At 67.9% G+C, this 11739-nt stretch carries 14 protein-coding genes; 8 read left to right on the plus strand and 6 right to left on the minus strand.

Features of this window, described 5'->3' with window-relative positions; translation table 11 throughout:
- Positions 1 to 71: 71 nt before the first annotated feature.
- Positions 72 to 860 carry an alpha/beta fold hydrolase gene (locus tag OG474_RS29770; RefSeq protein ID WP_405056906.1) on the plus strand — a complete coding sequence of 263 codons (789 nt, stop codon included), beginning with the start codon at positions 72 to 74 and terminating at the stop codon, positions 858 to 860.
- 116 nt (positions 861 to 976) lie between these two features.
- On the opposite strand, the gene OG474_RS29775 is transcribed toward OG474_RS29770, so the two are convergent.
- Positions 977 to 1699 (minus strand): YdcF family protein, encoded by a 723-nt coding sequence (locus OG474_RS29775; RefSeq protein WP_405056907.1) that lies wholly within the window; start codon positions 1697 to 1699, stop codon positions 977 to 979.
- Between the two features lie 90 nt (positions 1700 to 1789).
- Here OG474_RS29775 and OG474_RS29780 point away from each other — a divergent pair, with 90 nt between their 5' ends.
- Together OG474_RS29780 and OG474_RS29785 are read left to right on the plus strand one after the other, a co-directional pair.
- Positions 1790 to 2593 carry an SDR family oxidoreductase gene (locus tag OG474_RS29780; RefSeq protein WP_405056908.1) on the plus strand — a complete coding sequence of 268 codons (804 nt, stop codon included), beginning with the start codon at positions 1790 to 1792 and terminating at the stop codon, positions 2591 to 2593.
- Positions 2594 to 2644: 51 nt separating this feature from the next.
- Complete coding sequence (locus OG474_RS29785; protein WP_405056909.1) at positions 2645 to 3514, plus strand: helix-turn-helix domain-containing protein; 870 nt, start codon at positions 2645 to 2647, stop codon at positions 3512 to 3514.
- Here OG474_RS29785 and dnaN read toward each other — a convergent pair.
- The gene (gene dnaN, locus OG474_RS29790) at positions 3511 to 4644 is read right to left on the minus strand and encodes a DNA polymerase III subunit beta (RefSeq protein WP_405056910.1); all 1134 of its coding nucleotides are present in this window, start codon (positions 4642 to 4644) and stop codon (positions 3511 to 3513) included. The genes OG474_RS29785 and dnaN overlap by 4 nt on opposite strands.
- An 88-nt stretch (positions 4645 to 4732) precedes the next feature.
- Positions 4733 to 5704, minus strand: coding sequence for an NAD(P)-dependent alcohol dehydrogenase (locus tag OG474_RS29795; RefSeq protein ID WP_405056911.1), 972 nt, complete (start codon positions 5702 to 5704; stop codon positions 4733 to 4735).
- Positions 5705 to 5764: 60 nt separating this feature from the next.
- Between OG474_RS29795 and OG474_RS29800 the strand changes: the two genes are divergently transcribed.
- A complete protein-coding gene (locus tag OG474_RS29800; RefSeq protein WP_405056912.1) occupies positions 5765 to 6406 on the plus strand; it encodes a TetR/AcrR family transcriptional regulator C-terminal domain-containing protein in 642 nt (213 codons plus the stop codon).
- On the opposite strand, the gene OG474_RS29805 is transcribed toward OG474_RS29800, so the two are convergent.
- A complete protein-coding gene (locus OG474_RS29805; protein ID WP_405056913.1) occupies positions 6393 to 6974 on the minus strand; it encodes an AAA family ATPase in 582 nt (193 codons plus the stop codon). The two genes, OG474_RS29800 and OG474_RS29805, sit on opposite strands and share 14 nt — an antisense overlap.
- 463 nt (positions 6975 to 7437) lie before the next feature.
- Between OG474_RS29805 and OG474_RS29810 the strand changes: the two genes are divergently transcribed.
- Positions 7438 to 8577, plus strand: a complete 1140-nt coding sequence (locus OG474_RS29810; RefSeq protein WP_405056914.1) for an FAD-dependent oxidoreductase — start codon at positions 7438 to 7440, stop codon at positions 8575 to 8577.
- Positions 8578 to 8608: 31 nt separating this feature from the next.
- Complete coding sequence (locus OG474_RS29815; protein WP_405056915.1) at positions 8609 to 9280, plus strand: TetR/AcrR family transcriptional regulator; 672 nt, start codon at positions 8609 to 8611, stop codon at positions 9278 to 9280.
- Here OG474_RS29815 and OG474_RS29820 read toward each other — a convergent pair.
- A complete protein-coding gene (locus tag OG474_RS29820; RefSeq protein WP_405056916.1) occupies positions 9255 to 10094 on the minus strand; it encodes an alpha/beta fold hydrolase in 840 nt (279 codons plus the stop codon). The two genes, OG474_RS29815 and OG474_RS29820, sit on opposite strands and share 26 nt — an antisense overlap.
- 44 nt (positions 10095 to 10138) lie before the next feature.
- Here OG474_RS29820 and OG474_RS29825 point away from each other — a divergent pair, with 44 nt between their 5' ends.
- Positions 10139 to 10537 (plus strand): MerR family DNA-binding transcriptional regulator, encoded by a 399-nt coding sequence (locus OG474_RS29825; RefSeq protein WP_405056917.1) that lies wholly within the window; start codon positions 10139 to 10141, stop codon positions 10535 to 10537.
- Here OG474_RS29825 and OG474_RS29830 read toward each other — a convergent pair.
- Entirely contained in the window at positions 10526 to 11101 is a 576-nt protein-coding gene (locus tag OG474_RS29830) for a hypothetical protein (RefSeq protein WP_405056918.1), read from the minus strand. The genes OG474_RS29825 and OG474_RS29830 overlap by 12 nt on opposite strands.
- A 114-nt stretch (positions 11102 to 11215) precedes the next feature.
- Here OG474_RS29830 and OG474_RS29835 point away from each other — a divergent pair, with 114 nt between their 5' ends.
- Positions 11216 to 11734 carry a TetR/AcrR family transcriptional regulator gene (locus OG474_RS29835; RefSeq protein WP_405056919.1) on the plus strand — a complete coding sequence of 173 codons (519 nt, stop codon included), beginning with the start codon at positions 11216 to 11218 and terminating at the stop codon, positions 11732 to 11734.
- Positions 11735 to 11739: the final 5 nt, after the last annotated feature.

Here is an 11739-nt window from a genome sequence, read left to right on the forward strand (position 1 = left end):
CTATGTGTGACTCAGGTCACAGCGGCGTAGTGTCCGGCGTGAAGCCTCCCGATCGACGCTGAGGCAAGAGCATGACTTCTTCGATGAAGGGCAGCGAGATGCAGAAGGTCGTGTCATCAGACGGCACCGAGATCGCGTACGACGTGGTTGGTCGTGGACCGGGTCTGGTACTGGTCGCCGGTGCGTTCACTGAGCGGGCGTCCAACACGTCGTACGTCGAGGCGCTGTCGAGCGCGTTCACCGTGGTGAACTACGACCGTCGCGGCCGTGGTGACTCCGGTGACACCACGCCGTACACGGTTGAGCGGGAGTGGGAGGACCTGGCCGCAGTGCAGGCGGCGACCGGGGCGCAGTTCGCGTGTGGGTTCTCGTCCGGGGTGATGGTGTTGCTGCAGTCGGGGGTGCCGTTCGAGCGGATTGCTGTGGTCGAGCCGCCGTTCCGGACCGAGGGCGCACCGCCGGTGCCGGACCGGTACGTCGAACGGCTGCAGGAGTTTGTCGCGGCCGGGAACCCGGGTGGGGCAGTCGAGCTCTTCATCGTGGAGGCAGTCGGCCAGCCGAAGGAGGCGGTCGATCAGATCCGCGATACGCCGATGTGGGCCGGGCTGGAAGCCATGGCTCCGACGCTGGTGTACGACGCGCTGCAGCTGCGGGACAGCGCCGTACCGACGGCTTTGCTCGAGTCGATCGAGACGCCGACGCTCGCACTCTTCAGCAACGCCAGTCCGGACTGGCTGCAAGAGTCCACCCGCCAGACCGCCGCTGCATTGCCGCACGGCACAGTCGAAGGCCACGACGGCACGTTCCATACCCTCCCCCCAGAAACCCTCACCCAGGTCCTGGCCAACTACCTCCTCTAACCAAAGGCAGTTGCTGGGGGTGTGAACAGCAAACGGTGGCCGTGCACAGGTCATAACTTGTTCACGCCCACGGTGGGGTGTGCACGCCCCCGGTATCCGGTCAGCCCACCCGGCCGCTAGGCGCCGGGTGGGCGGATTAGGGCGGGGTGTGCGGTGGCCAAGTCGTCGTACGCCGCGAGGACGGGGGAGGGGATGTCGACGTGGTCGATGTAGTTGAGGCCGCGGGGGCCGTAGCCGTCGGGATCGTCGCGGAGGCGGCGGACCTCGCCTAGGACGAGGGAACGGAATCGGTCCAGCGTCCAGATCTCTGGTAGGTCCGGGCCGGCGCTGACGACGTCGGGGCCGATCCACGGGATGAGCGGCGCGTGGCTGATCAGTCGGGTGTCGGGGAGATCGGCGAAAGAACGCTCGAAGCTGGCATGGGTTCGGCGTTGCATGGTCGGGTCCTGGATCAGCATCAGCGCGCCCGGTTCGTTGATGAGACGTCTGGTGAAGGCCGCGTTCTCACCGCAGTTGGTGGATTGGTCCTCGATCTCGATCGCCGCGGCCGGTACGTCGTACATCGTGGTGAGGAGGTCGCGGAACACGTGCGACTCGGGTCGACCTACTGCAACGGCTAGCCCTCGACGGCGGACCGCATCGTCGAGGTGGTGGGTCGAGTGGCCGATGCCGCCGCTGATCAGGATCCGCGCGGACGTGGCGTGCTGAACCTCGGCGGCCACTGCTACCGACTCCAGCACGGCCGAGCCCATCAGCACGATGACGTCGAGGTGCGCGGCCGGTTCGTCGCGCCGGGCGAGGTAGCGGGCGATCGTGGCCTCAGGCAACGGGGTCCTCACGGTACCTGTCTCACCAGGGCCTCCCGGAAGTCCAGGACGGCGGTCAACCTGGTTGAGCACATGCTTCCACGATAGAAGGAACGAAGTTCAATGGCGGACAACCAGGTCACCACTCACGAGGATCTCTTCGATCTCACTGGGAAGTACGCACTTGTCACTGGCGGCACCAGGGGCATCGGAATGATGATCGCGCGCGGCCTGCTGCAGGCGGGTGCACGCGTCGTCATCAGCTCACGCAACGCAGACGCGTGCGCGGAGGCGCAGCAGTTGCTGTCCGAATTCGGTGAGGTTCGAGCAATCCCCGCGGACCTGTCCAGGCATGACGAGTGTCAGCGGCTCGCTGATCTCGTCACGGCCGACTCGGAAGGCCTGGACATCCTCGTCAACAATGCGGGAGCGATGTGGCGCGAGCCGCTGGAGACGTTCCCGGACGAGGCCTGGGACACGGTGCTCGACCTCAACCTCAAGTCGCCGTTCTGGCTGGTGCAGGCGCTGCTCCCCGCGCTTCGCAAGGCGGGCACCGCGGATGATCCCGCGCGGATCATCAACATCGGCAGTATCGGCGCCATCCACGTGGCCGCGTCGCCCAACTACTCGTACGCCAGCAGCAAAGCAGGACTCCATCAACTCACCAGAGTGCTCGCCAGAGAGCTGGGCCCACAGCACGTGACGGTGAACGCGGTTGCGCCAGGACCGTTCCCGTCGCAGATGATGGCGGCCACGCTCGATGCCATCGGCGACCAGATCGCGGCGAAGGCGCCGCTGCGTCGGCTCGGCCAGGACGACGACATGGCAGGTGTCGCCGTGTTCCTGGCCAGCCGGGCCGGGTCGTATCTCACCGGCACCATCATCCCGGTCGACGGCGGTATCGCGACGACCGCAACGGGGACCTAGGGGTACCGGCAGTACCTCCCTTCGGCTGCGGACCCGGCCTACAGTGAAGGGGTGGCTGCGATCGATCCGAGCACTGAGATCAAGGAATTCCTGAGCTCGCGTCGCGCACGGATCACGCCCGAGCGGGCCGGACTGCCCGCCTACGGCAGGAACCGCCGGGTCAAAGGTCTGCGTCGCGAAGAGGTAGCTCTGCTGGCCGGGGTGTCGATCGACTACTACGTGCGTCTGGAGCGCGGCGGCCTCGCCGCCGCGTCCGACGGGGTGCTCGACGCGTTGGCAGCTGCCTTGCAACTTGACGAGGCCGAGCGCGATCACCTGTTCCACCTTGCTCGGCAGTCGAGGGCGCCCAATGGTTCGCACCGCCGCCAGCGACCTACCGTGACGGTGCGTCCGGCGCTTCAGCGGGTACTCGACGCCAGCACCGAGGCGCCGGCGTGGATCTGCAACATCCGGTACGACGTGCTGGCCACGAATCAATTGGCCCGCGCGCTGTATTCACCAGTGCTCGCCGACACCCGACGTCCTGCGAACACCGCACGGTTCGTCTATCTGGAACCCGAGTCGGCAAAGACGTTCTTCGTCGACTACGACCAGATCACCTGCGATCTGGCCGCGAAGCTACGGATGGAGGCCGGCCGCAATCCGCACGACGAAGAGCTGATCGCGCTGGTCGGCGAGTTGTCGGCACGCAGTGAACTGTTTCGGCAGCGGTGGGCATCTCAGGACGTTCGGCTCCATCGGTCCGGGCGCAAGCGACTGCACCATCCGGTGGTGGGCCGGCTCGACCTGGACGTCGAGTCGATGGAGCTACCTGCGGATCCCGGTCTGCATCTGAACGTCTACACCGCGCCCGCCGGCACAGCGAGCGCGGACGGTCTGACCCTGTTGGCATCGTGGGCGGCCGACCTGGCGAACCATTAGCTCGTCATGCGCAGTGGGACCACGATGTACGCCGAGTTGCCGTCCGGGATCTCCTCGGCGGAGCCCAGGCCGACCACGTTGACCGGTTTCGTCGGCTCGGTGAACGAGAAGTGCGCGAACGGCGTACCGAGTGCGGCGAGCGCGTCCAGGAGGTAGCCGGTGTTGAATCCGATCACCAGGGGATCGCCGGTGAGGGCGGCCTCGATCGGCTCGGTGGCCTCCGCCTCGTCGCCACTGCCCGCGCTCAGGGTCGCCGTACCGTCCGCGAAGGCGAACCGCACCGGTGACGTCCGCTCGGTGACCAGGGAGACCCGCTTCACCGCCTCGATCAGGGCGGCGGTCGGCAGCGTGGCCGTCCGGGTGATCGCGCCGGGCGCCGGAACCAGCTTGCGCACCTTCGGGAACTCGGCGTCGATCAACCGGCTGGTGGCCCGCCGGCCGGCCCCCTCGAACCCGATCAACCCGTCCCCTGTGCGAGTTGAACCGAGTGCGAGGGTGACCTCATGGCCGGCCATCGTCTTGGCCAGGCCGGCCAGCACCTTCGCCGGGACGAGCGCGTCCGCCTCGATCTCCGGGTCGGACGGCTCCCAGCTGAAGCTGCGGACCGCCAGCCGGTAGCGATCCGTGGCCAGCAACGTGATCACCGGCCCGCGGATCTCCACCCGCACCCCGGTGAGGACCGGCAGGGTGTCGTCCCGCCCCGCGGCGGTCACCACCTGTGTGACCGCCCGCGCGAACACCTCACCGCTCACCACCCCACCGGCCGCCGGAAGCTCCGGCAGCGCGGGGTATTCCTCCAGCGGCAGCGTCTGGAGCGCGAACCGGGAGGCGCCGCTGGACACCGTCACCCGAGCCCCCTCCGAGCTCAGGTCAACGGTGTCCCGCGGCATCGCCCGGCAGATGCCGGCGAGCAGCCGCCCCGAAACCAGGACCCGGCCGTCGTCCCCCACTTCGGCCGGTAGCCGGACCTGCGCCGAGCTCTCGTAATCGAACCCGGACACCGTCAGCATCCCGTCGGCCGCCTCGACGGCCATCCCGGCGAGAATCGGCACACTCGGCCGGCTCGGCAGCCCCCTTGCCACCCAACCGACCGCCTCGGCCAGCACCTCACGCCCGACTCGAACCTTCACGGTCACCCCTCCCGATCGCGAGGTTCAACCCAATCAGGCGCCACCGACAGTTTCCGTTCCCTCCCCCCGGAGGCGCGGAAACTCCCTGTCAGGTCACGGCTATCACCACTTTCCCGCGCACGTGACCGTCGATCAGGTACTGGATCGCCGACCCGGTCTCGGCGAGCGGAAAGACCCGATCGAGGGCCGGCACCACCTGGCCGGTCTCGATCAGCTCCGTCATCACCTCCAGGTCGACGTGGTTCTCGGAGTTCATGAACGGGCGCAGCCGCTGGCCGACGAACCTCGACAGCACCATCGCCCGCAGCTGGCGGTCGTTGCCCCCCACCCATCGACCGCCGTTCTCACCTCCGGTGATGACGAGCGTCCCCTTCGGGGTCAGTGCCTTCCGCAGCCGGCTCAGCGACGAGTTCCCGTTGATGTCGATGATCACGTCGAACGGCCCGTACTGCGTGAAGTCGTCGGTGCGGTAGTCCAGCACGTGATGCGCACCGAGCCACCGGACGAGGTCGGCCTTGCCGGCACTACAGGCCGCCGTCACCTCGGCACCGAACGTCTCGGTCACCTGCACCGCATAACTGCCCACTCCGCCGGACGCGCCGAGGATGAGCACCCGGTCGCCGACCTTGACCTCGGCCTGGTCGCGGACCGCCTGGAGCGCGGTCAACGACGAGATCGGTACGGCGGCCGCCTGCTCGTAGGTCAGGTTCTTCGGCATCGGCGCGAGCTTCTTCTCCGGCACCCGGGCGTACTCGGCGAAGGCGCCGATCCCGATGCCGTAGACCTCGTCGCCCGGTCGGAACCGGCTGACCCCGGCTCCGACCGAGCTGACCACGCCGGCCAGGTCCATCCCGAGCACCGGGTTCTTCGGCGCGCGAACGCCGTACCCGGCGAACCGGACGGGATAGGGCAGTCCGGTCATGAGGTGCCAGACCCCCCGGTCGACCCCGGCCGCGCGGACCTCGACGAGGACCTCGTCCTCCGCGGGCACCGGTACGTCGATGTCGCGCAGTGCGAGCACCCCGCGCTCGCCGTACCGGTCCTGTGTGATGGCAAGCATTGATGATCTCCCCCAGTCGTACTTACGGCGTAAGCTTACGATGTAAGTTAGAATCTGTCCATGACACCGCGGGGAGATCCACTGAACCGGGAGCGCGTCCTCCGGGCCGCGATCGCGCTCGCCGATCGGGACGGCCTGGACGCGCTGAGCATGCGCAAACTCGGCAACGAGCTCGGCATCGAGGCGATGTCGCTCTACAACCACGTGAAGAACAAGAGCGACCTGCTGGACGCCATCGTCGACCTGGTGCTGACCGACATCGAGGTGCCGCCGGCGGGGACGCCGTGGAAGGACGCCATGCGGCGCCGGTCGATCTCGGCCCACGACGTGCTGGTGGCGCATCCGTGGGCGGCGGTGCAGATCATGTCCCGGTTCACGATCGGGCCGGGCATGACGAAGTACCTGGATTCGACGCTCGGGCGCCTGCTCGAGGGTGGCTTCACGGTCGAGGGCGCGCTGGACGCGTGGCACACGCTCGACAGCCACCTGTACGGCTTCACCCTGCAGGAGGTGAACCTGCCGTTCGCCATCGAGGCCGCGCCGGACGTGTCGGCGAACGTCGTCGGCGATCTGGACCCCGAGCGGTTCCCGCATGTCGTGCGGATCATCACGCACGTCATGCAGTCCGGCCGGGTCGAGGACTTCACGTTCGGCCTCGACCTCGTGCTGGACGGCCTGGAGGCCAAACTCAACGGAAAGTGATTGCCTGCAGCCGGCTGGCCTGCCGCCGGCTCAGTACGATCGCAGACCGCGCGCCCGGAACCACCTGTCCCGGGTCCTCCGTCGCTTTGGCCAGCAGTTGCGGCCACCGCCGGCAGTGCGTCTCCATGCTGCTGGTCCGTACGACGCGTCCCCGCGACCACTGCCCGTCTCGAGCCACCTCACCCGGTACGTCGATCAGGATCAGGTGCAACGGCAGTCCGGCCCGTTTGGCCCGCCAACCGAGCAGACGCCGTACCCATGGGCGCGTAGCGCAGTCATGGATCACCATCGGGCCACTCTTCATCGCGGTCAGCACCTGCGCGTAGTACGTGAGGTGCAGCAACGGACGCCAGTAGGAATACGGCACCACGCCGAGCACTCGCATCCACCGCGCCCGCAACCGCTCGGAGTCGAACACCTGCACTCCGGCATGGTCAGAGTCCTCCGGGTAGAGCCGACGCAGCAGTGTGCTCTTGCCGGCTCCCGGAATCCCCGCCAGCACGACCACAGCCTCACCCGAGTACCGAATCTCCTCCTCGGCCCCGACGACCGCCAAGTTCGTCGCCATCACGTCAGTGCCCTTCCCTAGCCCGCCAATACTCGTTAGACGAGCGGGTTCCCCGCTCTGCCCCATGGGCGCGCTAAGAACTCCCTAGGAGTTCCCTGAGAGAGGACAATGCCGTTCTGGTCCCGGCGGACGTCGTACTGGCGTGCGGGATCTTCGGAAACATCTCCGATGCGGATGTCGAGCGGACCATCGCGTCCTGCCCGCAGTTCTGCAAGCCGGGTGCGGTCCCTGCTCTGGACGCGGCATCGCGAGGAGCCCGACCTCGCGCCGGCCATCTGTGAGTGGTTCGAGTCCGTGGGGTTCGAGCGGCTATATCTGTCGGAGCCCGACGCGGGCTACGGCGTGGGCGTCCATCGTTACGTGGGTTCGGAGCAGCCGCTGGTGGCGGGGGAGCAGCTCTTCAGTTCCGGCTCAGCTCGGTAACGAACTTGTTCGTAACGAACATGTTCGTTACGGTGGGAACATGACGACATCGACGCATCACCCCATCGCGATCATCGGCGCGGGCCTCGGCGGTCTGACGGCCGCGCGCGTTCTGCAGGTCAACGGAATCGAGGCGGCGCTGTTCGAGCTGGAGCCGTCCGCGGAGACGCGGGTGCAGGGCGGCATGCTCGACATCCACGAGGAGAACGGGCAGCAGGCGCTCCGCGCGGCCGGCCTGTACGACGAGTTCCGCGCGATCATCCACGAAGGTGGCGAGGCGATGCGCCTGGTCGCCCCGGACGGCGGCGTCCGCGTGGAGCAGGCGGACGACGGCAGCGGCGGCCGGCCCGAGGTCGATCGCGGCGACCTGCGCGAGCTGCTGCTGAAGTCGCTGTCCGACGGCTCGATCCACTGGGGCAAGAAGGTCACCGGTGCGCGCGCACTGGGTGACGGCCGGCACGAGGTGACCTTCGCGGACGGGTCCACCATCACCACCGACCTGCTGATCGGAGCTGACGGAGCCTGGTCCCGGATCCGGCCGCTCGTTTCGGATGCGCTGCCGACCTACACGGGCATCTCCTTCGTCGAGTCCGACCTGCTGGAGCCTGCTGTCCGGCACCCGCGCAGCGCCGCGCTCGTCGGAGGCGGAATGTTCATCTGTCTTGGCGACCAGCGTGGCTTCCTGGCGCACCGGGAGACCGACGGCAGCGTGCACGTCTACACAGCGCTCAAGGTGGACGAGGATTGGCTGAGCCCCATCGACTTCACCGACTCCGCATCCGCCAAGAAAGCGGTCCTGAGCCAGTTCGAGGGTTGGGACGAAGGGCTGCGGGAGCTGGTGGCGGACGCTGACGGTTCTCTGGTGCCACGCCGCATTCACGCGCTACCGGTCGGGCATCGCTGGGAGCGCACGCCCGGTGTGACGTTGCTCGGGGACGCTGCGCACCTGATGTCCCCGTTCGCAGGCGAAGGCGCCAACCTGGCAATGTTCGACGGCGCGGAGCTGGGCCAGGCGATCGCGGCACACCGCAACGACACCGAGGCCGCGCTGACGGCGTACGAGGACGCTCTGTTCCCGCGAGGCGAGGCCAGCGCTGCCGACTCCGCCGAGGGGCTGGAGAACATGTTCGCCGTGGACGCTCTGGAGCGCATGGTCGAGTTCTTCAGCACGATCCGGTGATGGGGATGTGCAGGCCGAATACGCTGTCGCCATGCCAGCCCTGAGCCGCCGGGAGCGTCCCGCCAAACCTGCACTCACCCGCGAGGGCATCGTCGACTCGGCGGTGCGGCTGATGGAGAGCGACGGTCTGCAGCGCGTGACGATGCGCCGGCTCGCGCAGGAGCTGGACACCGGACCCGCCTCCCTCTACGTGTACGTCGCCAACACACACGAGCTGCACGCCGCGATCCTGGACCGGCTGCTGGCACAGATCGATCTGACCTCGGCCAGGGGTGCAGCTGACTGGCGCGAGGGACTCCAGCAGGTCCTGGGCAGCTACACCGACCTGCTGCTCGCGCATCCCAGCCTGGCGCACTCCGCCCTCAACCTCCGCCCCAACGGTCCGAACTACCTGGCGCTGGTCGACACTCTGCTCGCACTGCTGGCGGCCGGCCGAGTGCCCGCCGGACAAGCGGCCTGGGGTCTGGACTACCTCCTCCAGACCGCCACGGCCACAGCCGCTGAGCACGCCGCCGACAAGGGCCACGACGCTGACGCGGAGTGGCAGCAGCTCAGCGACACGATCGGCGGCGTCTCAGCTCAAGAGTTCCCGCACCTCCACGAGCAAGCAGCCGATCTGGTCTCTGGCGCCCCGGCCGAACGCCGGCGCTGGGCGATCGACATGCTCATCAACGGCATCATCGCGACCGCTCGTCCGCACTAGCCAGTTCGGCGATGGCATCGGCGAACTGCTGGAACAGCTGCGGCGGTAGGTCATGTCCCATGCCGGGGATGAGCAGGAGCCGAGCGTTCGGGACGTTCTCCGCCGTGTCGCGGCCGCCGGCCGGCGCGATGACCAGATCGGCCTCGCCATGGATGACGAGCGTGGGCACGTTGAGTGCTCTGAGGCCGGTACGGCGGTCTGGCGCGCCGACGGTGGCTATTTGCTGCTGGAGCGCGCCGGCGGGGTAGTAGGAGCGGTTGAAGTCGCGGCTGATTTGCGCGCGGAGTACTTGCGGATCGGTTGGGTAGGCGGGGGACTGGGTCAGCTGCATGTTGGCGACCTGGTGGTCGAGGAAGGCGTCCAGGTCCTCGGCGGGGTCGGGCGGCCGGGTGCTGAGCCGCTCGATCAGCTCGGGGGAGGAGTTGGGGAGCTCGGGGTTGCCGGTGGTCGACATGATCGAAGTCAGGGTGCGGACGTGCTCGGGGTGATTGATCGCGACCAGTTGCGCGACCATCCCGCCCATCGAACCGCCGACGATGTGGGCGGCGCCGATGCCCAAGGCATCCAGAAGCCCGGCGGCATCGGCCGCCATGTCGTCCAGTGTGTAGGCCCCGTCGACCTTTTCGGACAGACCGACGTCGCGGGCGTCGTACCGGATGACGCGGAAGCCTCGCTGAACCAGTAGGTCGACGAAGCCCATCGGCCAGAGGGTGAGCTGTCCGCCGAGGCCCATGATGAGCAGTACCGCCTCGCCGTCCTCAGGTCCGTGGGACTCGTACTCGAGCTTGAGACCGTTCGCGATCGTGATGTCCATGCGAGCTAGGCTAATTCTTGACGTTGACGTCAAAGGCAAGGGGAATGGCCGTGCGGATCGGTGAGGTAGCCCACAAGTCCGGTGTCAGTACTCGCGCGCTCCGCTACTACGAAGAGCAAGGCCTTCTGGAGTCCGAGCGCACCCCGAGCGGTCAGCGCGTCTACCCCGACTCCGCAGTGGACCGCGTCCTGCTCATCCAGCAGCTCTACACCGCCGGCCTCAGCAGCCGCCTGATCGAGCCGCTGCTCCCCAGCATCGACGCCCGCGAGATCGGCCCCGACCTCATGCAACGCCTGGCCGACGAACGAGCCCAGATCACTCGCCGAGTGGCCGACCTCCAAGAAGCCGGCCGCCGCCTCGACCTCCTCATCACCCTCGCTCAGCACCCCGACGGAACCCAGTGCGTCCCCACCTTGGACGTGCAGGGTCCTTCAGGCCGGTAGGGGCTCCCGCGAACTCGACCAGAGCCACAGTGACAGCCAGCCGATCGCGACGGCGAGCAGCAGGAGTCCTGCTTGCAGAGCTGCCTCCGGCACGGCCGCGCGAAGTGACACCGGCACGGCTCCGACGGCGTACAGGATCAGGGCCGGCCGCGGGGGTCCGTCGCGATGCCACAGTGACGCCGCGAACAGCGTCGTACTGATCAGGAACAGGATCGAACTCACCGTCAGGGCCACTCCCAGCGGACCCGCGCGAAGAGACTCGACGGTTGCGCCGTCGACGCGCGGAAAGACCAGGTTGAGCACGAACTCCACGCCGACGAGCAACGCGATCGCGGTGAAGTTGAGCCCGAAGGCGACCACGCCGAACGTGCTGCTGCGTCGTCCGGTTCGGGCGAACAATGCGACCACCAGTGCGAGCGCCAGGACCTGGGCAAGCGGTGCGACCAGTTGGGTCGCCGCGCTGATCGGGATCACCTCCGCCCGCTTGGCCGTATTGACGAGCAGGACCACGCCGCTGGCCAGTCCTGCCACCGCAGCGGATCGGTACACCGAGGGCAACGTCATCACACGCCTCCAGATTCGATAACACTCGTTATTGGATAACGGTTGTTATAGTGACGGCAGCGATCGCGGACCACAAGGGCCGTGATCCACCTGTGTCGTCCGGAGTGGAAGCAGATGGCTCGCCGTACCGATCAACCCGACATCCGCGAACGCCTGCTGTCCGGCGCCGCCGAGGTCCTGGCCGCCGACGGCGTCGAGGGGCTGACCGTTCGCCGCGTGGTCGAGGCGGCCGGGCGATCGACGATGTGCGTCTACACCAAGTTCGGCAGCCGGGGTGGCCTGATGAGCGCCGTCTACGAGCAGGCGGCCAACAGCCTGTACGGCGTCCTCGACCGCGCCCGGCCGGTCGAGGGGAGCACGACGCTCGGCCTCACGGCGGCGTACCGGCGGTTCGCTCTCACCAACCCCGGCGCCTACGCCCTGCTCTTCGACCAGTCGCTCGCGGCCCTGGACATCGACGAAGCGCTCCGCGCCGACGCCATCACCCGCATCGCGACGTACTTCACCGCAGCCGGCGAAGCCGAGCCGCTCCGGCTCTGGGCCAGCATGCACGGCCTGCTGACCCTCGAACGCTCCCTGCCCACGTCCCCCGTCGGCACGTGGAAGGACTTCTACCTCCGAGCCCTCACGTGACGGAC

Source organism: Kribbella sp. NBC_01505, assembly GCF_045040285.1.
Classification (GTDB): Bacteria; Actinomycetota; Actinomycetes; order Propionibacteriales; family Kribbellaceae; genus Kribbella.

Excerpts from the sequence above, each read along its gene's own strand:
- OG474_RS29770 (WP_405056906.1), top strand. The coding sequence starts at position 72 with ATGACTTCTTCGATGAAGGGCAGCGAGATGCAGAAGGTCGTGTCATCA.
- OG474_RS29780 (WP_405056908.1), top strand. The coding sequence starts at position 1,790 with ATGGCGGACAACCAGGTCACCACTCACGAGGATCTCTTCGATCTCACT.
- OG474_RS29795 (WP_405056911.1), bottom strand. The coding sequence starts at position 5,704 with ATGCTTGCCATCACACAGGACCGGTACGGCGAGCGCGGGGTGCTCGCA.
- OG474_RS29800 (WP_405056912.1), top strand. The coding sequence starts at position 5,765 with ATGACACCGCGGGGAGATCCACTGAACCGGGAGCGCGTCCTCCGGGCC.
- OG474_RS29805 (WP_405056913.1), bottom strand. The coding sequence starts at position 6,974 with ATGGCGACGAACTTGGCGGTCGTCGGGGCCGAGGAGGAGATTCGGTAC.
- OG474_RS29810 (WP_405056914.1), top strand. The coding sequence starts at position 7,438 with ATGACGACATCGACGCATCACCCCATCGCGATCATCGGCGCGGGCCTC.
- OG474_RS29815 (WP_405056915.1), top strand. The coding sequence starts at position 8,609 with ATGCCAGCCCTGAGCCGCCGGGAGCGTCCCGCCAAACCTGCACTCACC.
- OG474_RS29820 (WP_405056916.1), bottom strand. The coding sequence starts at position 10,094 with ATGGACATCACGATCGCGAACGGTCTCAAGCTCGAGTACGAGTCCCAC.
- OG474_RS29825 (WP_405056917.1), top strand. The coding sequence starts at position 10,139 with ATGGCCGTGCGGATCGGTGAGGTAGCCCACAAGTCCGGTGTCAGTACT.
- OG474_RS29830 (WP_405056918.1), bottom strand. The coding sequence starts at position 11,101 with ATGACGTTGCCCTCGGTGTACCGATCCGCTGCGGTGGCAGGACTGGCC.
- OG474_RS29835 (WP_405056919.1), top strand. The coding sequence starts at position 11,216 with ATGGCTCGCCGTACCGATCAACCCGACATCCGCGAACGCCTGCTGTCC.